14 protein-coding genes and 5 pseudogenes are annotated in these 22456 nt (G+C 62.2%); 13 read left to right on the forward strand and 6 right to left on the reverse strand.

All coding sequences use genetic code 11. The features are described from left to right. Positions 1-382: 382 nt before the first annotated feature. From NKH80_RS15900 to NKH80_RS15945, 10 genes and pseudogenes are all read left to right on the forward strand, one after another. Entirely contained in the window at positions 383-1183 is an 801-nt protein-coding gene (locus NKH80_RS15900; RefSeq protein WP_352992427.1) for a DUF6088 family protein, read from the forward strand. Beyond that, positions 1180-2242: pseudogene (locus NKH80_RS15905) on the forward strand (nucleotidyl transferase AbiEii/AbiGii toxin family protein). Before NKH80_RS15900 ends, NKH80_RS15905 begins: the two are co-directional and overlap by 4 nt. Continuing rightward, positions 2239-3096, forward strand: a complete 858-nt coding sequence (locus NKH80_RS15910; protein WP_352992429.1) for an RNA polymerase sigma factor — start codon at positions 2239-2241, stop codon at positions 3094-3096. Before NKH80_RS15905 ends, NKH80_RS15910 begins: the two are co-directional and overlap by 4 nt. Beyond that, entirely contained in the window at positions 3093-3671 is a 579-nt protein-coding gene (locus NKH80_RS15915; protein WP_352992431.1) for a hypothetical protein, read from the forward strand. Before NKH80_RS15910 ends, NKH80_RS15915 begins: the two co-directional genes overlap by 4 nt. 1 nt (position 3672) lies before the next feature. Continuing rightward, positions 3673-7071 (forward strand): UvrD-helicase domain-containing protein, encoded by a 3399-nt coding sequence (locus NKH80_RS15920; protein ID WP_352992433.1) that lies wholly within the window; start codon positions 3673-3675, stop codon positions 7069-7071. An 80-nt stretch (positions 7072-7151) separates the two neighbouring features. Next, positions 7152-7898: a multiubiquitin domain-containing protein gene (locus NKH80_RS15925; RefSeq protein WP_352992435.1), complete on the forward strand. Its 747-nt coding sequence runs from the start codon at positions 7152-7154 to the stop codon at positions 7896-7898. Continuing rightward, a complete protein-coding gene (locus NKH80_RS15930) occupies positions 7873-9045 on the forward strand; it encodes a ThiF family adenylyltransferase (protein ID WP_352992437.1) in 1173 nt (390 codons plus the stop codon). Before NKH80_RS15925 ends, NKH80_RS15930 begins: the two co-directional genes overlap by 26 nt. Further along, positions 9042-9482 (forward strand): ubiquitination-like system serine protease family protein, encoded by a 441-nt coding sequence (locus tag NKH80_RS15935; RefSeq protein ID WP_352992439.1) that lies wholly within the window; start codon positions 9042-9044, stop codon positions 9480-9482. The genes NKH80_RS15930 and NKH80_RS15935 overlap by 4 nt, the downstream gene beginning before the upstream one ends. Positions 9483-9699: 217 nt before the next feature. Continuing rightward, positions 9700-12356: pseudogene (locus NKH80_RS15940) on the forward strand (PD-(D/E)XK nuclease family protein). Further along, on the forward strand, positions 12356-15745 hold the full coding sequence (locus NKH80_RS15945; protein WP_352992441.1) for a UvrD-helicase domain-containing protein: 3390 nt from the start codon (positions 12356-12358) through the stop codon (positions 15743-15745). Before NKH80_RS15940 ends, NKH80_RS15945 begins: the two are co-directional and overlap by 1 nt. Positions 15746-16040: 295 nt before the next feature. Here the strand turns inward: NKH80_RS15945 and NKH80_RS15950 are convergent. Continuing rightward, positions 16041-16262: pseudogene (locus NKH80_RS15950) on the reverse strand (transposase); the annotation flags it as partial. 736 nt (positions 16263-16998) lie between these two features. Between NKH80_RS15950 and NKH80_RS15955 the strand changes: the two are divergent. After that, positions 16999-17412, forward strand: coding sequence for a hypothetical protein (locus NKH80_RS15955; RefSeq protein WP_352992443.1), 414 nt, complete (start codon positions 16999-17001; stop codon positions 17410-17412). Between the two features lie 78 nt (positions 17413-17490). On the opposite strand, the gene NKH80_RS15960 is transcribed toward NKH80_RS15955, so the two are convergent. The 4 genes and pseudogenes from NKH80_RS15960 to NKH80_RS15975 all read right to left on the reverse strand — a co-directional run. After that, a complete protein-coding gene (locus NKH80_RS15960; protein WP_352992445.1) occupies positions 17491-19239 on the reverse strand; it encodes an ATP-binding protein in 1749 nt (582 codons plus the stop codon). Further along, positions 19236-20273 carry an SIR2 family protein gene (locus NKH80_RS15965; protein ID WP_352992447.1) on the reverse strand — a complete coding sequence of 346 codons (1038 nt, stop codon included), beginning with the start codon at positions 20271-20273 and terminating at the stop codon, positions 19236-19238. Before NKH80_RS15965 ends, NKH80_RS15960 begins: the two co-directional genes overlap by 4 nt. Positions 20274-20494: 221 nt before the next feature. After that, positions 20495-20731 (reverse strand): annotated as a pseudogene (locus tag NKH80_RS30115) (ATP-binding protein); the annotation flags it as partial. Continuing rightward, positions 20731-21044: pseudogene (locus NKH80_RS15975) on the reverse strand (Mu transposase domain-containing protein); the annotation flags it as partial. The pseudogenes NKH80_RS30115 and NKH80_RS15975, both read right to left, overlap by 1 nt. Positions 21045-21090: 46 nt before the next feature. Here NKH80_RS15975 and NKH80_RS15980 point away from each other — a divergent pair. Together NKH80_RS15980 and NKH80_RS30120 are read left to right on the forward strand one after the other, a co-directional pair. Then, on the forward strand, positions 21091-21360 hold the full coding sequence (locus NKH80_RS15980) for a hypothetical protein (RefSeq protein ID WP_352992451.1): 270 nt from the start codon (positions 21091-21093) through the stop codon (positions 21358-21360). An 89-nt stretch (positions 21361-21449) separates the two neighbouring features. Beyond that, on the forward strand, positions 21450-21650 hold the full coding sequence (locus NKH80_RS30120; protein WP_502900963.1) for a hypothetical protein: 201 nt from the start codon (positions 21450-21452) through the stop codon (positions 21648-21650). 113 nt (positions 21651-21763) lie between these two features. Here NKH80_RS30120 and scpB read toward each other — a convergent pair whose 3' ends face one another. After that, positions 21764-22453: an SMC-Scp complex subunit ScpB gene (gene scpB, locus NKH80_RS15985; protein WP_352992453.1), complete on the reverse strand. Its 690-nt coding sequence runs from the start codon at positions 22451-22453 to the stop codon at positions 21764-21766. Positions 22454-22456: the final 3 nt, after the last annotated feature.

Below are 22456 nucleotides of genomic sequence, written 5' to 3' on the forward strand. Positions count from 1 at the left end.
GTTTGAGGATCAACTATGCAACAGAGTGGCATACGGCAATGGCAGCTTTCGACATCGGTGAGCAATCCGCTTGCCGACGTGAGGGGCGAAGTGATCATCAGAGGTCGGTCGCGGAGTCACAACCCCGCTTGTTTAGCTCCTTCGCTGATAATTTCGCAAGTTCGAAGTGGTGTATGGGAAGGCTCAATTCAGGTGCGGACGGCGTGTCACTGGCCCAGATAGAGAGACCCCTGCGCGATATGGAAGGTGCGCTTTGGCAGGCGGCTTTCTTAGGCCATGTCCGAAGTTTGTAGAGGTATTTCGGACGCCGATTTGCCTTCCGTCCGAAAAACCTCTACAATTTTCGGACATGCGCAGCGACTCACCCAATCTGAAGACAGCCATGCTTGACCGCATCCGTGCCGACGCGCCGCGCAAGGTATGGACGCCCAGTGATTTCGTGGATCTCGCCTCGCGGGACGCCGTCGATAAGGCGTTGCAGCGGTTGACGAAGGCGCAAATCCTCAGGCGAATCGATCGAGGACTCTACGATCAGCCTGGCTTCAACAAGCTCACCCAAAAAACCAACCCGCCCGATCCGCGCTCGGTCATCGATGCCGTTGGTCGACGCGACCAAACCCGGATGCTTGTCGATGGCATGACAGCAGCAAACGATCTGGGCCTGACCGACGCGGTCCCGGCAAAAATCGTGGTGCACACAGACGCCCGCCGTCGCGCGATCAAGCTCGGTAACGTCACGATCACCTTCCGTCCGACGGCGGCCAGCAAGCTGTTCTGGGCCGGGCGACCGGCGATGCGCGTCGTCCAGGCGCTTCACTGGCTCCGCGATCTCCTGGTCCGTGAAGGAGAGAGTGACCACGTCAAGCGCAAGCTCGCCAAGCTCTTCGAGGATCCCGTTGCGGGCCTAGCGCTGAAAGCTGACATCAATACGGGTGTGACGGCGCTGCCAACCTGGATGTGGGTGTTTCTCAAGCCGCTTGTCGAAAACGACGCTTGCGTTGGTCGTTGGCATGTCGGTGATGATGATCATGCTGGTGCCGATGCTGATCATGATCGTCAGCGACAACGAACGAGGGACGGCGACGATGATCACGCAGCCATCGGCCGACGGAAGCCGAAACGGCACTCTACCGATAAGACACGAACCGCCAAGCGCGGCGCAACCCGGACCGCGAAGACATGAATGCGGCTTTCGACGAGCTCCTGGCGGCAGGGTCGGACACGATGTTAAGCGCCTTCGATACGACAGCGCTGCGCCTCGGCACGGCATCCCAGAATATCGAAAAGGACTTCTGGGTCTGCTGGACGCTGGATGCCTTGTTCAATGGACTGAAAGAGGGGGACCCCGCCTCCTTTTCAAGGGCGGAACCTCCTTGTCCAAAGGCTTCGGCCTGATCAACCGCTTCTCAGAAGATATCGACGTCACGGTGTTTCGGGACGACATTGGCGAACCGGCGACCATCGAGGAGCTCGACGCGCTGAGCGGTAAGAAACGCAAGGCGCGCCTTGATGCGATCAAGGACGCCTGCCAAGCCTACATCAACGGCCCGCTGCGCGCTGAGTTGACTCTGATCCTACAAGAAAGGCTCAAGGCCGCCGGCCTCAATACCGGGGCGGGACGAGTGGACGCCGACGATGCCGATCCCGATGGGCAGACGCTGCTGATCTGGTATCCGGCGGCGACACCGCGATCGGATTATGTACGAGTGGCGATCAAGATCGAGTCTGGCGCGAAATCCGCGCTTGACCACAATAGCGAAGTGCCGATCAAACCCTATGTCGATGATGATCTGCCGACCCTCGACCTGACCGTGCCGGCCGTGCGAACGGTCGACCCTGAACGCACCTTCTGGGATAAGATCGTCATCCTCCATGGGCTGCGACGCTGGTTCGACAAGCGCGGAGAGGCCAGCGCGTGTCTCGACACTACTATGATCTGCACCAACTCGGCGCGACGCCGGTGGGCGACGCCGCCATCGCTAACAGCGCGCTCGCGGACTGCGTCGCGCATGCCCGGATGTTCTTCAATCGACCGGACTTCGATCTCGCGAGCGCCGTGCCTGGCTCGTTCGCGCTTGCACCGCATGACGCCATGATAGAATAGTTGCGCGTCGATTACAGAGCCATGAAGGGTATGGTCTTCGGCGATCCTCCTGAGTTCGAGGCGGTGCTCGACAGCATCCGCTCGCTTGAGGCGAGTCTGAACGAGAGGGGCGATATGGAAAGGGAGGCGGCGCGATGAACCAGCTGGAGGGAGCTGCCGACGCAGGGCAAGAGGCAGACGCGCAGCGCATGCGCCAAGCGGCAGTAACACCGCTGCGCAAGCGACGCCTCAGCGGCGAACTCTACAAGCGCGACCAGAGGGTAGAAGCGCTCATCGCCGAACTGGCGGCCCTGTCGCGTGACGAGTTGATCGCCAGGGCTGCAATCAGGAGGCGCTCCGACCCAGCCTACATCCCCAGCGAATGTCTCGTCTATTTCATCCGCGCGAGCCGTCGCGACAACAACGAGATGTGGTTTGAGCGCCTCTATCGGATCCTGATTGAACGGGTAATGCGTAGTTTGTCCAGGGCTGAAAGCCCTGATGGCAAGACGGTATCGTTGACGCGGGGGGTCGTGCGCGACAAGGTGTTCGGCCGGTTCGTCGAGCTGCTGTCGGCGGATCGCGCCGCCTATGTCGACAAGGTGGACTACTTCGAGGTGCGTTTCGACGGCGCGCTGGCTAGCCTGCGGCGCGATGCTCAGGAGCAGGCCTGGCGCGACGAGAACCGTTCCCGACCGCTCGAATATGGCGAGGAAAGCGGTGAGCTGTCACCGGAGGTCGAGGCGGCTGCCGGGGCTCACGACCCGTTCGCCTTGTCGGATTTAGACGATCCGGCTTACCGGTTGCGCCTAGATGCGGCGATTGCGGCTCTACCGATAGAACAAAGCAGGATCATTCACATGCTGAGACAGGGCTTCCCCATTGACTCAAAGGAGCCGGACGTCATGACCATCGCGCAGGCCTTAGGCCGCTCCGAAAAGACCGTTCGAACTTATCGCGACAAAGCCTTCGCCACCCTGCGGGCCGCCATGGCCGATGGAGAAGAGCGGTGAGCCCCGCAGGAGAACGTCCAACCCGCGAGTCTGTGCTCGACGCGTTCGCGGTCGAAGGCGAGCCTGGCCGGTCAACGTTGGATCGCTATTTGCGGCTTTATCCGGAATATGCCCGAGAGCTCGTCGACCTGTCGCGCGAGCTTAGCCGCGAAGTCTACGACGATGACGCGCCGCTGGCCGCTGCCGATCAGGCCCTCCTCGACGCTGCCTGGTCGCAACACGCGGCGGCCATGCCGGCGCCGATGACCGACCCCTTCGCGGCGCTGACGGTCGCCGATTGGCGTGCCGTCGCCCAGCGTCTTGACGTGCCCCGGCAGGTCGTAACCGCGCTGCGCGAGCGACGGATCTCCCTCATCAGTATCCCGCGACGGTTTCTCGGGATGTTGGCCGAGGCGGTGAGCAGTTCGGTCACACAGTTGGAATTGTCCTGGGGGCCCGCGCAGCTAGCTGCCGGGCGCAGCTACAAGGCCGACGGCAAGCCGGCGGTCGGCGGGCAGGTCACGTTCGAGCAGGTGTTGATCGACGCAGGCGTCCCGGTAGAGAAGCGCGCTCGGTTGTTGGCAGAGGCGGATTGATATGGACAGCGTGGAGCTCGCCAGGCAAGTCGCCGCCGAGCTTCATGCTCGCCTCGTTGCTTCCGGCACCGATCCATGGTCGCCCTATGACTTTGCTGTCGCCGAGGCCAAGCGACGGGGGATTGATGTCGAACCGACGGCCGCCGGGGCAGCCGTCCTCAATGGCGGCCGCGCGACCTTCGTCGCCGCCGACGATCTGATCCTTCACGAGAGTGTCGGCTCGCCGTTCGAGCAGGCCTTCCTGGTCGCGCACGAGATTGGCCATGTCGAGCTCGGCGACGATCCTGAGGGCGAGCCAGTACCGACGATTGATCCCAGCCGCGCCGCAGAGCCGTCGCCGGTTGGAATGGATCGGGTTGTCGACTATGGCCGCAGGCAACGCCGTGAGGTCCAGATGGACCTGTTTGCACGCGAGCTGCTGCTACCGCGCACCCTGGCGCGCGCACTTCATATCGATGAAGGGCTCTCCGCGTCTGCCATTGCCGCGAAATTCGGCGCACCGTTCGAGGTCGTCGCGCAGCAGCTGTTCGACGCCTTGCTGCTGCCGCCGGTGCCTCCCGCGACAGTCACGACGCATGTCGAGCGGCCGCTGAATTCACTGCAAGCCTCGGCGGCGGCACATCGCGGCGAAGCCTATCTGCTTGAGGCCGGTCCTGGCACTGGCAAAACGCAGACGTTGATCGCTCGCGTCGAAGGCCTTCTGGACGAGGGTGTCGATCCGCGGCGCATCTTGCTTCTGACCTTCTCGAACAAGGCGGCGGGCGAGATGGCGGAGCGGATCGCCCGCAAGCGGCCCGAGGCTGCTGCAGCGATGTGGATCGGCACGTTCCATGCATCCGGTCTCGATATCATCCGTCGTTTCCATGTAGAACTGGGCCTGCCGAAAGACCCGCGGATGATGGATCGGAGCGAGGCGGTCGAGCTCCTCGAGGAGGAGTTCCCGCGCCTGAGGCTTGTTCATTACCGCAATCTCTACGATCCGACCCAGATCATCGCCGACATGTTGGCCGCCGTCTCACGGGCAAAAGACGAGGTGGTCGACGCCGAAACCTACGCCACGCTGGCCGACGCCATGCTTGCGAAAGCCGGGGACTCGAATACGCGCGAGGTCGCTGAACGCGCCGGCGAAGTTGCACGCGTCTACGCCGCCTATGAACAGCTCAAGCGCGACGCACATTGTGTTGATGTCGGCGATCTCGTCACTCTGCCGGTACAGCTGCTTGAGACCGACGCGGCCATCTGCGCAACGCTACAGGCGCAATATGACCATGTGCTGGTAGATGAGTACCAGGACGTGAACCGCAGCAGTGTGCGCTTGCTGAGCGCGCTGCGGAAAAATGGCCGCAATCTCTGGATGGTTGGCGATGCCAAGCAGTCAATCTATCGGTTTCGGGGCGCGTCGTCCTTCAATATGACCCGATTTGGCAAAGACGATTTTCTTGGCGGCAAGCGCGGTCGGCTGAAGCGCAACTATCGTTCGGCGCCGGAGATCGTCGCCAGCTTCTCCGGCTTCGGGAACATGATGCGCGCGGGCGACCCGGACAGCGGTCTCGACGCGGATCGCGACGGCAATGGTCAAAAGCCCGAACTGCGGACCGTGCAGCGGGCCGAGCAGCAGCAAGTTGCTCTTGCAGACGCGATCGAGCAGCTTCGCAGTGAGGGCTTTGCCTACCGTGACCAGGCGGTCCTATGCACGGGCAACGAGAAGCTGTCGACGATCGGGCAGGACCTCGAACGGCTTGGTGTCCCCGTCTTGTTTCTGGGCAGCCTATTCGAGCGGGCCGAGGTCAAGGATCTCCTGGCCTTGCTCTCCGTTCTCGTCGATCGGCGCGCCATGGGCCTACTGCGTATTGCGTGCTGGCCAGACTTCACAACTTCCTTCTCTGACGTGGCGGCGATCTTTGAGCACCTGCGGCCAGCCGAGCACCCTGGCAGCTGGCTTCAGCAGGTGGATGCAATCCCCGGCGTAAGCGACGCCGGCCATCAGGCACTCTCCAAGCTCGCGATCGCGCTCAACGGCTTCGACCAGACAGCCTCGCCCTGGACCGTGCTCGCGATGCTATTGCTTGATCGTACCCGCATCGCGGCGCGCCTTGGCGCATCCGCAGAGCTCGCCGACCGTACGCGCGGCATCGCGATCTGGCAGTTCCTCAACTTCATGCGCGTCCAGCCGGCCGGCCGCGGCCTGCCGATCACGCGTGTGCTCGATCGGGTGCGCAGGCTTGTCCGTCTCGGCGACGATCGCGACCTGCGTCAGCTTCCGGCAGCTGCCCAGCATCTCGACGCCGTGCGGCTTATGACCATCCACGGTGCCAAGGGCCTGGAGTTCGGCGGTGTGCATATTCCGGGGCTCAACAGCGATACGATCCCGCGCACGCCACCGGCACCGCCCTGTCCGGCGCCCGAGGGCTTGATTGCTGGGGCCGAAGGCAGCGGGCTGGAGGCGTTCCGCGCGGGCCAGGCCGAGGAGCAGGAGTGCCTATTCTATGTGGCGCAATCGCGCGCCCGCGATCGCCTGATCCTCTATGCCCCGACCGAGAAGAGCAACGGCCACAATCGACCGCTGTCGCCCTTCCTCGACCGTCTCGGAGCAACCCTGACGCGCAGCTCGGTCGTGCCGGCGCGGCCGCTTCCCATGGCGGCGGAAGCGCAGGGCATCGAGTTGATGGTCAACGGACGGCTGCGGTTCGGAGCCCCGCAAATTGCGCTTTATGAATCCTGCCCGCGACGCTTTTTCTACACCCATGTCCTGCATGTCGGTGGGCGCCGAACCACTACGGCCTTTATGCACTTGCACGAGGCGGTTCGCCAGGTAGTCGAGGCGGTGATCGTGTCGGACGTGCCTGTGACCGAGCAGGAACTCACTGATCGCACCGATACTGCGCTTGCCGGCGAGGGACTGGGGGAGCATGGCTTCCGCGCTGAATTCCGCGATCTCGCATTGGCGATGCTGCGCTTCTTTCTGTCGGGCCGCACAGGCGCGATCGCTGAGGCGCCGGTGGCGGTCAGTATCAACCTCGGCGGCGAAGAGATCCTCGTCCAGCCGGACGAGGTGTTGATGCGGCCCGACGGTATCCGGGCCGTGCGCCGCGTCCGCACGGGTCACATGCGATCGGCCGAGAGCAAGGATGGCGCCGCCGCGGCGCTGATCCTGGCGGTCAAACAGGCCTATCCCGGCGCTGTTGCCGAGCTTGTCCATCTCTCCGATGGCGAGGCATCCGAGCTTTCCCTCTCAGACCGCGAGTTGAAGGGACGCACGGACAAGCTTTCAAAGTTTCTCGCCGACATCCGCGCTGGACGGTTCCCGGCCGAGGTCTCGTCGCGCACCTGCCCCAACTGCCCGGCCTTCTTCATCTGCGGACCGACACCCGACGGCCCCCTGCAAAAAAAGTTCGCCTGACCTTACCGGTCGGCGAAACTCGATCCGATTGGACCCTTAGAGCCGTGGCCCCGCCTCGGCCCAACCTAAGGACCAATCGTATGAACACTGAAGAACTTCTCGACTCCGACGACGTCGGCGACGCCCTGCGCGAAGGGCGGTCGCTGCGTCCGGCGCGGGGATATCGCTTCCTCCTCGCCCAGGGCGATCTCAACTTCCTGTCACGCCAAGTGAGCGATCCTGTGCCGCTCGGCCGCCAGCTGCTCGAAGCCGCCGCTCTGGACCCTCAGGATGGCTACAGCCTCTTCGCAGTCCTGCCCTCGGGCGATTTTGAGGACGTGCGGCTGGACGAACCCTTCGACCTACGCGAGCACGGTACCGAACGCTTCGTCGCCTTCCTGACTGATCGCGACTTCAAGCTGACGCTCAACGACGACGAGCTGCGCTGGGGCAAGCCCGTCATCAGCGGGGCGGTGCTCTATGGCCTTGCCAAGCCCGGCGATGGCGATGGCGTTTTCCTTGTGGTCCCCGGCGGCGAAGACCGCTTGATCGAGCTTAGTGAGCTGATCGATCTGGCCGAGCCCGGAATCGAGCGGTTCATCACCGCGCGGCTGACGTTCGAGATCATCGTCAATTCGCGGCCGCGCAGGGTGAACGCCCGCACGGTGACGTTCGAACAGATCGTCCAGCTCGCCTTCCCGGGCCAGCACGAATCCAACGTCGTCTTCTCGATGACCTACCGGCACGCGGCATCGATACCGCACGCCGGTGAGCTCGGCGCTGGCGGCTCTGTCGACGTCAAGAAGAAGGGGACGGTTTTCAATGTCACACGCACTGTTCAATCTTAATCCGGACCTCAAGCGGCTGCGGGACGAGGGCTACTTTGTCCAACAGCGCGGTGGGTATCTCGTCATGCGCGAGGTACCCTATGTCGATGCGCACCGGCAATTGCGCATCGGCACGCTGATCTCCAGCCTCACGCTGGCCGGGGACCGGACGCGCAAGCCTGACACCCATGTCGCCCACTGGAATGGCGACTTCCCGTGTCACGCCGATGGGTCGCCCATCCAGGGCATCGCGCACCAGACCGGCGCCTTCGATCTCGGCCATGGCCTGAAGGCGACCCATGCCTTCTCAAGCAAGCCGGCCGAGGCCTATACGGACTATCACCACAAGATGACCAGCTACGCCAACATCATCGCCGGTCCGGCCGCGGTGCTGAACCCCGGCACGACGGCCCGCACCATCCGTGAGCCTGAAGCGGAGGAGGACAGCGTCTTCAATTATGTCGAGACCGCCTCCGACCGTGTCGGGATCGGCGCCTTGGCCGAGCGGCTGGCCGGCGAGCGGGTTGCCATCATTGGCGTCGGCGGCACTGGCGGCTACATTCTGGACTTCGTCGCCAAGACGCCGGTTCGCGAGATCCGACTCTTCGAAAGCGACGAGTTCTTGACCCACAACGCGTTTCGGGCGCCGGGCGCTCCGAGCCTGGAGGAACTGCGAGAGGCGCCAAAGAAAGTCGAATATCTGAAGGGTATCTATAGCCGGATGCATCGCAACATTGTGGCGCATGATGTGGCGCTTGGCCCGGCCAACCTCGAGCTTCTCAACAGCGTCACCTTCGCGTTCCTGTCCCTCGATGCCGGTGACGCGAAGCGGTTAATCGTGGAGAAGCTCGAGACGATTGGCGCTGCGTTCGTCGATGTCGGCATGGGCCTTGAGCTCGACGAAGGATCACTCGGCGGCATCCTGCGGGTGACCGCCAGCACGCCTCAGAAGCGGGATCATGTGCCTCAGCGCATTTCATTCGTCGGTGGCGGCGTGGAAGACATCTATGCGTCCAACATTCAGGTTGCGGATCTCAATGCCCTCAATGCTGTCCTGGCAGTGGTGAAGTGGAAGAAAATCCGCGGCTTCTACCGAGACCTCGAACAGGAGCATCACTGCACTTACACCACCGACGGCAACATGCTGATCAATGGGGATCTCACGTGATACGGCACAAGCGACTCGAGCATCGTTTCGTCGACCATATCCCCGAGCGCCTTGGGGCAGGCGTGCTTTACGTGTCGATGCAATATGCGACATCGGCCCACAGCTGCTGCTGCGGTTGCGGCGAGGAACTCGTCACGCCGTTCACGCCGACAGACTGGAAGATGACCTTCGACGGTGAGGCCATCTCCCTTCATCCGTCGATCGGCAACTGGACGTTGAAGTGCCGGTCACATTATGTGATCGACCGCGGCAAGGTGGTCGAAGCCGGCCCGTGGAGCGACGAGCAAGTGGAGTCAGAGCGTCGCCGTGATCGCGCTGCTAAAGCTCGTTTCTACGGGCAGTCGCCCACGGTCGAACCTTCTGCTCGACCCGTTCCGCCCAAAGCGACACCAGGCTTCTGGCGGCGCCTTTGGAGCCGTATATCCAATCGATTCTAACGATAAACTTGTGGATTACATTCCATCAGAAGCATCTCGCCCGGTATTCTACTGTTTACCTGCTATAGAGAGCCCCTGTGAGCGGGTTTGACAGACTTCCCACAAAGTAGCCTGCCACAAAATACCGCGACGCAACATTCACGCGCTCGCCAGCGCGGCAGCGCCGGCTCTGAGCCGGCGCCCGAATGAGAACTGACCTCGAAAGGAGGGAACCACCATGGCCATCTCGGGCCGATCCACCCTCGTCGTTCACGGCCGCCTCGCCATGCGGGAAGGCCGCCTGGCGGCGGCGCGCGACCGCCGTCATGGCCTGCAGGTCATGTCGTTCGAGCAGGCGGCGGTGCGGCTCGCTGGAGGTTTCGTCCGCCCAATTGATGATGAAAGCCTTCGCGTGGCGATCCAGACGGTCCTGCCGGCAACGCCGATGGGCGAGCTGGAGAGCATCAAGTCGCTGCCCGGGATGATAGACGCAGCCGCGGACACCCTGCACAAGGCCTGGCGCGCTGATATCGACCTTGCAGCGCGCGCGGTCGAGCATCCGCGACTCGACGCCATCGCTCGATTGGAGTCGGCGGTCCTGGCGCAGCTACCAGCCGCCATGATGCGGCCCATCGACATCGTCGCCGGCGCTACCAGCCGTATCACCCATGCGCCCGCCGTTCTCGGCCCGATGGAGATCGCTGGCCTCACCGAACTCTCGCCCTGCTGGCGGCCGCTCCTGAAAGCGCTCACCGCACACATTCCCGTGCGATGGACGGCCGGGCCGAGGCCGGCGCCGGCCTGGTTGGAGGGCACGGGTATCGGGGTGCTGCGCGCGCCGTCGCAGACTCCGGAAGTCAGCACCGTCAGCGCGGCTACGGCCTATCACGAAGCCATCGAGGCCATGCGCTGGGCGCGGTCGCTTCTCGCCTCCGGGCGTGCGGCGCCGTCCGATATCGCGATCGCCACGGCCTCGCCCGCCGACTACGACGATCACTTCCTCGGCCTGCGCGCGGACGCCAACATCGACCTGCACTTCGTCCAAGGCGTCAAGATCGTCACCACCCGCGATGGCCAGGCCGCCGCCGCGCTAGCCGACATCGTCGTTCGCGGTCTGTCGCAGTCCCGGATCCGTCGTCTCGCCGCCCTGTGTCGGGATTCCACGCCTTTTGCGTCACTTCCCGAAGGCTGGCTGCGGATCCTGCCGGCCGATGCGCCGATGTCGACGCCCAACGCCTGGGACCGCCTGCTGGCGCGATTGAAGCCCGAAGACTGGCCGCACGACGCGGATCACGCCCCGGCCTTGCGCGCGGCCATCGACCTGCTCGCCAAGGGGGCCGACGCAGCACCGGAGATCGGTAAGGCCTTTCTTAAGGGCCGTGCGCTCGCCATCTGGCGCAAGGGCCTCCTCGCCGGGCCGGCGGTCTCGATCGACACCACCCTCGAAACCCTGAAGCAGGATGACGGGCTGGAGGCGTGCGTGTCCGTCGGCTGGATGCCTGCGAGCGCGCTAGCAGTCTCGCCGCGGCGCTTTGTGCGGCTGATCGGCCTCAACTCTTCGCACTGGCCGCGCGGAATTGCCGAGGACCGGCTGATCCCGGACCATATCATCCCCACTGCCGAGCTCGACCCGCTCCCGGTGAGCCTGGCCGATCGCCGAGACTTCGAGACGATCCTGGCAACGACGACCGGCGAAATCGTCCTCTCGCGCGCCCGTCGCGACAGCGACGGACGGCTGCTGGGACGCAGCCCCCTCCTCTCTGCGCACGGTCCGGAAATCTATCTCCGTCGCAACGCCGTTCCGATCCATGCGTTTAGCGAAACCGACCGCCTCATGGCCAGGCCGCAGGAGTTTAGCGCCGACCAGCAGGCGCTCAGCGCGCAAGGCTGCTGGCGCGACTGGCGGCGCACCGAGATCACACCGCATGACGGCCTCATCCGGCCCGATCATCCGCTCATTCTCGCGATCTTGGCCCGCACCCAATCGGCCAGCTCACTCCGGCGTCTGCTGCGCAACCCGCTGAGCTTTGCCTGGGTCTATGCCTTCGGCTGGCGCGTGCCAGAAAGCACCATCGAACCGCTCGTGCTCGACGCACTCGGCGTCGGCGATCTGGTTCACATGGTTCTCGATCGCGCCTTACGCGATCTGGAGAGCGCCGGTGGATTGGTGTCCGCCGACGCCGCGGCGATCACAGCGACGGTTGACCGGGCCGCGGCGCTTGTCGCGCCGATTGGGAAAGCGAACGTGCGGTCCCGCCGGCCGTCATCTGGGGGCGCACCCTGGGTGATGCCCGGCTGACGGCGGAGCGGGCTCTTGCCTATGGCGATGTGCTTCTGCTGGGTGCCCGCTCCTATAGCGAGGTGCCGTTCGGCGGGGCCGAGCCCAAGTCGGACGCGCAGACGCCGTGGGACCCCAATGTGCCGGTCACGATTCCCGACACGGGTTTGAATGTCGCCGGCTATATTGACAGGCTGGACATCGCAGGCGACGGCAAGCGCGCGCTGGTCCGCGACTACAAGACCGGCCGTCCTCCGCGAGGCGACATCCGGCTGAACGGCGGCCGCGAGCTTCAGCGCTGCCTCTATGCCTTCGCGGTGAAGGCGCTGCTGGGCGATGATGTCACGATCAGCGCCTCGCTGCTCTACCCGCGTGAGCCAATTAACCTCCAGCTCGAAGATCCGGACGCGGTCCTCGCTGAGATCACTGACTATCTGCGCGCGGCGAGGAGCAGCTTCGCCGGTGGTGCCGCGCTGCCAGGCCCCGACACCGGCGGCGACTACGACGATCTCGCCTTTGCCCTGCCGGCGAATGCCAGCGCCACCTATTGCAAACGCAAGATGCCGGCCGCGACCGAACGGCTCGGTCAGGTCGCTCAAATCTGGGAGGCGGAATAATGAGCAGCGTGTCTAGGGCCCTTAAGGATGACGACGCGCGACGCTACGCGCTCAGTCTCCATGATCGCTCGATCCTGGTCGAAGCTGGCGCAGGCTCGGGCAAAACTGCCGTCATGGCCGGACGCATCGCCGTGATGCTCGCGGAGGGCGTTCCCCCACACGCCATCGCCGCCGTCACCTTTACAGAGCTAGCAGCCAGTGAGCTGCTTTCGCGGGTGCGCGAAATTGTTGCCGATCTTGCGGTCGGCAACATCTCGACCGAGCTGCGCGTGGCGCTGCCCGGTGGCTTGTCGCAGGCGCAGCGCGACAATCTGGCCGCCGCGACCGCCGTGATCGACGAAATCACCTGCTCGACCATTCACGGCTTCTGCCAGCGTCTGATAAAGCCCTATCCGGCCGAAGCCTACATCGATCCTGGCGCTGGCGTCATGGACCGCAACCAGGCCGATCTCACCTTCCTTGAGATCGTCGATGGCTGGCTGCGCGAGCGTCTGTCCGGCGATCAGGACGGCATCCTAGCCGAAATGGTGCTGCACAACCCCGGTGAAACCGTGGCGCTCGTCCACAAAGTCGCTGAGAACCTGCGCCGCTGCCGCACCCTCGCAGCGCCACCCGTCTCGCCGCTTGACGGTCATCTGACAGCCTTTCGGCAGGCGACGGCGGATTTCGCGGCCTTCATGCGTGGGGCGGCGGCGACCGAGCCGGAAACGCTCGCGATCGTCCAGCGGCTGGCCGAGATGGCGACTGCGTTGGCTGCCGGTCCCGATCCCGCGACGCCCTCCGGCCTGGTCCAGCTTCTGACCTTGCGTCCGCACCCGGATCTTTGTACCAAGGCAGGCGCTTTCGCCTCCTATCGCAAGAAGGGAAAATGGGCTGCCGCGGCGAAGCAGGCCGGCCTCTCCAAGGCCGATGGAGATCGGCTGAACGATGCTGCGGAGGTCTGCTACAACGCTTGCTGCGAGGCCTGGGGTTTGCTTCTTCAAGCTGCGGCCGGCCAGGTTCTGGAGGCGCTGATCGACGACGCGCGTCCGATCCTGCAGCGCTATCGCGACTACAAACGGGCGAGCGCCCAACTCGACTTTGATGACCTGATCTTCGCGGCGCGCGACCTGCTGCGCGACCATAACGATGTCCGGCGCGCGCTGGGACAGCGCTTCGCGCGTGTCCTCGTCGATGAGTTCCAGGACACCGATCCCCTGCAAACCGAGATCTTCTGGCGGCTGTGCGGCGATCCGGTCGACGACGTTGGCGACTGGACACGGTTCCGGATCCGGCCGGGTGCGCTGTTTCTGGTCGGCGACCCCAAGCAAGCAATCTATCGCTTCCGCGGCGCCGACATCGGCGCCTATGTGCAGGCTCGGGATGCCTTTCGCACGCAGGACCCCGACAGCCTTCTGTCGATCTCCACCAATTTCCGTTCCTGCGCCTCGATCCTCACCTTCGTCAACGAGCGCTTCGAGACGGTGCTCTCGGCCGACGGCCAGCCCGGTTTTACCGCTCTCGACCCTTTTCACGACGATCGCGGCGACCTGTGCGTGGCGGCCCTCGACGTGGCCGTGGCGGACGAAAACGGCAAGGCCAGCGCCGAGCGGCAGCGCGATGCCGAGGCCGATGCCGTCGCCCATCTGTGCGCGCGCCTGATTGATACCCGCCCGATTGTCGACCGGCGCAGCGGGACGGAACGTCCTTGCCAGCCCGGCGATATCGCTTTGCTGGCCCCGACCGGCGCAGAGCTGTGGCGCTATGAGGAGGCGCTCGAACGTCGCGGCATTCCGGTGGCGACACAAGCCGGCAAGGGACTGTTCCGAGGCCAGGAAATCCAGGACCTGATCGCGCTGACCCGCGTTCTCGCCGACCGGCGCGACACGCTGGCGCTTGGCTCACTGCTGCGCGGCCCGCTAGTCGGCCTCACCGAAGAGGAACTTCTCGACATTGTCTGGGCGCTGCCGCGTTCCGAAGAACAGCCCGACCGAATTCCCCGTCTCGACCTCGGCGTCGATCCCGCCGCCATCGTTCATCCGCTTGCACGAGAGACCATCGAAAAGCTGCAGACGCTCTACCGCCGCAGCAACAGCACGACGCCCCACGAGTTGCTCTCGCAGGCCGTGGACATGATGCGGGTTCAGCCGCTCCTTCTCGCGCGTCATCGCGGCCAGGCCGAACGCGCGCTCGCCAATGTTGATCTCTATTTGAGCCTGTCGACCAGCTACTCCGTTCGCGGCCTTCGCTCTTTCGCCGAGGCGATGACCGCAGCCTGGACCGACGAGGCGCGCGCAGTGGAGGGTCGGCCAGATGCGCAGGAAGAAGCCGTCGCGCTCTTCACCATGCACGCGGCCAAAGGCCTCGAGTGGCCAATCGTCATCCCGGTCAACACCATGACGGGCGTCATGGCGCCCGACAGTGCGGTCATTGACCGTCAGACGGACACCTTCTATTGCCCGGTCCTGGGCGTCGCGCCGGACGGCTACGAAGCCGCGCGCCAGGCTGAGAAAGACGAGCTGGATCGGGAGCGCGTCCGCCTCTGGTACGTGGCCGCCACGCGCGCCCGCGAACTTCTCGTCCTGCCCCGGCTGGACACAACGCCGTCGAAGTCCGCCTGGATCGGTCTCGTCGATCTTTCGCTGGCCGAACTCCCCGGCCTGGACCTCTCGCATCTACCCGCCGACGTCGCGACAGCCAACAGAGCGGCCAATACCCAAACTCGCGCAATCTTCGCCACGGAAGCCGAAGCCATTACCGAGCGCCAGGCGCGGCTGATCTGGCTTGCGCCAAGCCGGGATGAGAACACCGCCGGAGTCGTGCTGCAGGAAGAAGAGGCCGGGATCTGGACCGGATCGGCTGATGACCAGCCAGCCGAACTGCAAGCCGTTGTTCTGGTTCAAGGAAGCCGCGAACGCGGACTGATCCTGCACAAGCTCATGGAAGAGATGCTGACCAGGGAAACCAATGAGGCAAAGGCAGCCCTTGCAGACCGAGCCACCATACTCATCCGCGCCCTCGGCCGGTTTCCGGTCGCCGACCCGGCGACGGGACTGTCTGCCGAGGAACTGGCGGGCTGTGTCGTCCAGACCCTTGCCCTGCCCCAAATCGCGGCCTTGCGGCCGGCACTCTTGGCCGAGTTTCCCGTCTACGCCGCGCATGCGGACGATCGGATGGAAACGGCAACGACCGGAATCGCGGATGCCCTAACTCTGACGTCTGAAGGCCGTCCAGCCGTCGTCGTCGATTGGAAGAGCGATGTGGCCCCCGATCCCCAGACACTCGACCACTACCGCGCGCAGGTTCGGGCCTATCTCGACATGACCGGAGCCGAGCGCGGTCTGATCGTGCTAATGACCACAGGTGCGGTGATCGGTGTCGGGCCGACAGCCCAGCCAATGGCGGCCTGATTGGAGGGACTGTGCATGCCGTCAACGCTTAGCGACGGTCGACGCATTGAGGGCTTGCCGCCGTTATCGACGATCTGCCGCCTCCTCTCGGTTTTTTGCGAATGCTAAGGCTCAATACCAGCTGCCGTGATCTCACTGATTGGCCGAGTTCTGCCGCAGCCCCCCACGATGGCGGACTTGAAGAGCAACATTGTCTGCATTGATTTGGTCGGCTTAACCGAGCCTCAGCACGCCGTCGACAAAAGGCATGAACTGGTACATTTGGGGGAGCGATTTGGCAGGCAAAGTATGGCGGCATGGCATCCGCCAGGAGCCGCTTCAGACGAGCGTACTCGTCCTCCAGCGTCTTCAGCCGCTTCGCTTCCGACACGTCCATGCCGCCATACTTCGCCTTCCATTTGTAGATGCTGGCGTCGCTGACCCCGTGCTTGCGGCATAGATCGGCCACCGAAACTCCGGCCTCGTGCTCCTTCAAAATCTCGATGATCTGCTCTTCACTGAAACGGCTGCGCTTCATTCTCTGGTCCTCGCGTTGGGCCAGAGCGAACTTCAAACCGGATTAAGCCAAAGGGGCAACGTCAAGCCGTTCGTGCTACGCTGGCGCACGAGGTCATTGATGCTGGAGGATGGACAAGATGCAACCTCAGCGCCGTATCGTGACGAACGCTTTATGTCGAAAAGGGAGAAGCGATCCTTTACGCGAAGTTGAGCGGACAACGGTGTTTAGCCTCGGGAGCAAATTCGCCTCAGTCGGCACGATCTTTCGGAGATTTGCTACAGCGTGATGATTGCGACCGAATGCGTTCGCGAAGATCTGATCAATCTCGGAAGGAAGCGGGGAAGATCGTCGACAAAGGCCCGCCTTTGGAAAGTCGACCGTGATGTTCATTCGAGATTACCCCGGCATCAATGCCGTCAAAGTAGGACGGCTTTTTCTTAAGCCGGGAGATGTCTACGAGACAATCACGCAATCCTGTCGCATGGTCTTTCATGAGGCCAGCGACCGGTCGCTTCCACTAGGCCGCGCTGGCTCAGCAACGTTGGTCCGATACGGGTGTGAACTACGTCGTCGCCACGAGACATCAGTTGGGCATAGCCCGTGGTGCAAGCGTGCCAACGGACATTCTCGATACGATCAGGATAGGGAGCGGCAAGCGGCTACTTTCAAACATCCCACTAAAGGCCTGCATCTTCGAACTTTCGAATGAGGACGAAGAGTACCACGACGTCCTGCTTTTCAAGGCGGCGGACACTTGGAAACTCAGCATTCTGACCAGCCGTTTTTCTATCCTCTTGCGCCATTCTCTAGGGCCAACCGGGTCAAGTCCTTCTTGGTCGGCTACCCGACAATCGTGATGGATGAGTACCTAGAAGGTTTCGTCCCCGAACAACCTGGCTCCATTCACATCAAGCGAGCGATCTCTGACTGCGATCTAGACAAGAGCTACCTCACAAATGTCGAATTTTACCGGCGCTACCTTAATGTTCGCGAGCGGCCGGTTGTCGATGGCTACAGCGGCGGAGCAGTGTTTTCGCTGACTGGCGAATTGGAGAATTTGGAAATCGTACTGGACGGAATCGTGGAGCGCGCTGGCGCACAACACATCCACGTCGTAGACGCTGATTACCTCTTAAAAATCATTACGGACCAATCTAAACGGGGCTGAACGCCGACACGGCCGATGGAAAGTCCGATGCCGTACCTGCGCCTCTATAGTTGCCGGAGGTGGGAGTGTTACCCAAGTTCATTCTCTGCGTGATTGGCTACGTAGGCATTCCACCGCTGCCGTTATCGCAGCGACATCTGGCCTAACCGAGCCCCATTCGGTCCAAAAATCGCGCGTCGCGCTGTCCGGCCTGATCTTTGGAACATCAAGCCGAATTCGGGTGGGTAACAGTACTGCGTCCCCGAGCAAAAGCGCCTCCCCCACGTCAAGCAAGGGAAGGATGCTCGTGAGGCCAGCTAACGAATCCGGCATGAGACGCTTGATCACACCTTGGTCAGTCTCATTGGTAAGCCGCAACGCAAGAAAATTGTTGCACTGACTGAGGATCGTTCGACTTACGTCCGAGGGTCGCTGGCTCACCACCAGCAGAGAGAAGCCGTACTTTCGTCCCTCCTTTGCTATGCGCTCGAAAGAACCCAGCGCCTGTCGTTGCACGGCATCGGCATCGTCGCGAACAGGAAGGTACAGATGCGCCTCGTCGCAAAGCAGGGTGACTGGCGTGCGCGCTTTCCCACCCATCCAGAACTGGACATCATACAGGAGCCGAGCGAGCGTGCCAGTTACGACAGGTAGCACATCCGCAGGTACCTCCGAAAAGTCGATGATCTTGATTCCAGATCCATCTCCGGCACTCAGAAGCTTCAGCGCCTGTTTTGCAAGCCACTCGTAACTAGAGGCTGCTTCTGAGGGCGCGAACATGAATCCGTAGCGTCGATCATCTAATTTGGCTTCTAGACGTGAAAGGAAGCGGGTCAGCTTATCCTCCCATTCACCCTTAATAGGACCCGTCTTCCCCATTCCCTTGGTGCTGTTGTCAGCATCTAATAATCCGAACAATTCTCTTACGTTGTATGGGATAGGCGAATCCACGGTGAAAGTTTTCTTCACGCTGGCTTTGCCCTCGTTATCCAACGTTCGCCCTTTCAGATTGCGAACGTGTAGCGTGAACCGTGAAGCCTGATTTGGCGCATTCTGATCGCTGCGATCGAGGATCATCGACAACATTTCGTCGCGGTTTAGCAGCCAGTACGGAAGAAACAGGACATCATCCCCGGGTTTCTCAAGATCGCCTGGACCAGCGATGCGGAAACGCTCGGCGAATCCGCCAGCGGCTTTGTCCGCTAAAGGTGCGTATTCCCCATGCATGTCGAATACGATTATATTTGGGAATTTGAGCTTGGCTGCGCGTTCAAGGATCAGTGCGACGGCCCAACTCTTTCCTGACCCTGTACTGCCGAGGATTGCGGCATGGCGCTGGAAAAACTTATCGCCGCTGGCAATGGCATCGGCCGAAGGATCAGCAACGAAGACACCTAGCTTTAGCCTTTCGTCTTCGGAGAATCCCGCACCCAAGATTCCCATAAACCTTTGTAGGTTTAGGCTTTCGATCACGTAGCATTCACGATCAATCTGCGGGAAGCTGTCGGCACCTCGTTTGAATGTATTGATCTTCGCCCCTTCGACAGTTCGGAATGTGCCTATAAGGACACCTTGCAGAATGTCGGTCGGCACTGCGGCGAGAAGTGCGCCAGTCTCGTCGTCACTGCCCTGCGCAGGCAGTTCCTCGCGCATGCTGCGCGTAACCCGCTCTGTCATCGCAATCAGGTACTCCCTCTCAGTCGCCCCCCGAATGGCAACGAGTTGGCCTATGCCAATGCGGGTGAGCAGGACCGAATTGGTGACGTCGACTGCAACACGGCTGGTATCGACGGAGGCGACACGCCCAATTCGGTCGCCATCGGAAAACTGCAATGCGGCTTCGGTCATGGTTCAAGCACCTCAGAAATGAAGGAGTTCAGTTCCCAAAGGGCGAGGTCCGGTACCTGCATTTCCGCCCTATCCACAAACACCGATGAACCTTGACTGCCTCCGACCACGGCGTGCTGAATCGCTACTACGTTCGGACACTCTTCAACGAGTTTCATCGCGTTGGGAGACAACCCGCGCGTCAGTAACAGCGTCGGAACACCGCTACGAATACGAGGCGTGAGGTGAGTCTCGAGGTGATCATCGTTGAACCCGTAGCCAATGACCAGAAAACGGCTAGCGCGATCGATTGCAGAATTCGCCCTCTCTCGATGCCGATCAAAAGGGCTCTCGTAGCCATTGCGGAACTTATTCAATCCAGGAGTTATGATCAGACGTGGCGATGTCAAATCGCCAGCATAGCGCACTGGCCGACCGTCTCGATGGTACCAATCGAGACTGCCATGCGGCTTAAACACATTCACCCGCTGGCGGTATCTCCATTGAACCTGCTTTCCGCGGAGGCTCACTTCGCGACAAAAGCCGAGACGACTTTCATGTTCATTGAGGATGCCTGCAAACTGGCCGACAAACATCGTATCCACGCCAAGTCCTGCTTCTTCGGCGGCAATCTCGATCAATCGGTCGTAATTCGTGGTTATGATTGGGGTGCCGCTATCCGGCTTAAGGAGATGCGCCAACAGTCGCGTGAAACGCAGCGTTCTGGACTTTGCAAAAACCTCTTCGACGATTTCGCGCTCCCGATTTGCGATAAACTGCCCCGTCCGCGCAACGATTGCCGTTTCCAGTGCTGGAGTTGGGGCCACTTCCAATAAAGCGGCCTCCAGTCCCTTGTCAGCGATGAGTGGGCTAAGAACCGCCCATTGTTCTGCATCGAAGGGGGTGAGATCGTCTACTAGTACAGCCTGAAGATGTTGCGCGATTTCGGCCATGCCTGGCAGACCCTCAGCGCAAGACAAGCCTGAGCCGACGATGGTCACAAGCCCATCGCTGAAATGCCGCTGCAACAGCGACTTTAGGTCGTGCAGATCCAAGATCTCCCCCGAGATACTTGTTAAAATTGACTTGGGCTCTACACCGCCCTCATCGATAACGAAACGCCATATCCAACTTTTCCGAGGGTAAATTGGGCACTGTCCAATACCTTATTTCTCGAGAATTCCAACGTTTTTGCCGCGCAGTGACGTTCGGACATAGCAAGGCCTGTCCTATAACTATGAATACGTTTGGCTGAAGCAGACCGATGGCTGCGCGTGAAGTCGAAGCCGTCGAGTTCGCGGACGAACGGGAACTGCGCGATCTTGCTCGACATGGAGATGCGTCGCTCGTCGCGCCGTGCGATCTCGCTCGACGCCAGGAAAGCCAAGGCCTCACGCAAGGTCATCTTTGAACGGGCCGCTTCGTCCAGCAGCGTGTCGAGCTGGTCGCGGATCGCCGTCAACTTCAGCCGATCCAGGATTGCGATCAGCAGGTCATGATCTAGGGTCGTCATCACCAGCCCCCTCCGACCACCGCTTCGTACTCGGCGAGTGGCCGCAGCAAGGTGGCCGGGGGTGATCTCGATGCGCTCGGCGCGCACCGGCCCTTCGAAGCCGGCAACGCCGACAAAATGCATTCGGTCCACGATGCGCTGTCGTCGCCTTCGGCACAGGGCGTGGTCGGCCACTACCTGGCCGGCATGACGGATGATCACGCGGCCTGCCAGCACCACGACCTGGACGCTTTCACCGATCAGGCGCCAAGGGACCGAGTAGCTGTTCGTATCCAGGTCGATTGCAGGCGTTGCGGACTAGATCCCGCAGCTGGGCGAGGCGACACAACTGGTCGCTCGCAAGGCCGGAATGGGCGCGGATGTACTATCCGGGAAGCTGTGAACTTTACCTGTATGCCGATGCGTCGAAGGGATATTCGCTTGATGGGCTTCTCAAGGCGCTTTCCAAAGGCCCTTCACCGATCGTGCCCGCGAATTGTGACCGGGTCGCCATCGACGGTCACGCTCCTTTTGTGACTCCGGGAGAGAAGGCTAAAGCCGAGGCGAAGCTCGCGAGAAACGTTCAACGAAAAGCTACCGCGCCAGGCGGTCCCAATACCGCTGTCGAGTACCGGCTGCCGTTTAGCTAGTTGCAAGCGGCGGCGGCGTCCGGAGGCGGCGATGCCCGTGGACGGGCATGCCAGGATAGACAACCCTGCTGAAGGGTGTGCTGACCGACATGCGGGCGCGCGCGGGCGTGTGCAAGCGCGTTGATGCAGTCCGAAGCGAGCTTGATGACTGGGCTCAATGCGAACACGATCGGGCGGCCATGCCCGATGAGGTGTTTTCGACCTCTACTGCGGAGAGAATTCCGCCGGAGGAACGCCAGAAGCTGGCGAACAACACATCGAGGACCTCCGCCTCGCACAGTCCATGCTGATGCAACACTATCCGGATTGTGCGCCGTTGAGGGACCTCGTGCGGAAAATCGATCTCGCCGTCATATCGCTCGTTGCGGTGACGATGGCGTTCATTCGGCCAGGCACAGGCGCTCTATTCGTCGGCGTCGGCATCACTCTCGCCGGGGGCGAAAAACCCCGGCATGATGTCGCCCGCCAGAAGCTTTTCCTTCGACAGCAGCCCCGCATCCTCGAGAGCCTCGAAGTCGGGAAGATCGCGCAAGGTTTCAAGCCCGAATTCCAGCAGGAACTGTTTCGTCGTCACATAGGTATAAGGGGCGCCGGGCGTCGGGCTTCGCGGGCCTGAGGCGATCAGGCCGAAGGAGCGCAAATTGCCGATCAGGTCGCGGCTGATCTCCTTGCCGAAGAATGACGAGAGTTCGGCGCGCGTCATCGGCTGAAAGAAGGCAATGCACATCAAGACCAGCACTTCGGATTGCGTGAGGTCGACGGCGCGTTCGCTAGAGCCTACGGCCGTACGGATGGCGTCGGCATAGGCCGGCCGCGTCAGGTGCTTCCAGCCGCTGGCGACCGCGACCAGATCGTAGGGCCGGCCCCGCAGCTCCTCGCGGATGTCGTCGATCAAAAGGTCGATGCTGCAGGTCTTGCCGACGATGCGGGTAAGCACCTCGCGGCTGACCGGTTCGCTGGCGGCGAAGATGGTTGCTTCGACGCGGTTCATCCATTCGCGCCAACGTACTTCTGGCGGCAGGTGATCCAGTTCGCGGTCGAACAGGTGGTCATCTGATCGCTCCTTCGCCCTTTTCCCCCTCGCCTGCTCCATCGT

It is taken from the genome of Mesorhizobium sp. M0904 (genome assembly GCF_040319475.1).
Classification (GTDB): Bacteria; Pseudomonadota; Alphaproteobacteria; order Rhizobiales; family Rhizobiaceae; genus Mesorhizobium.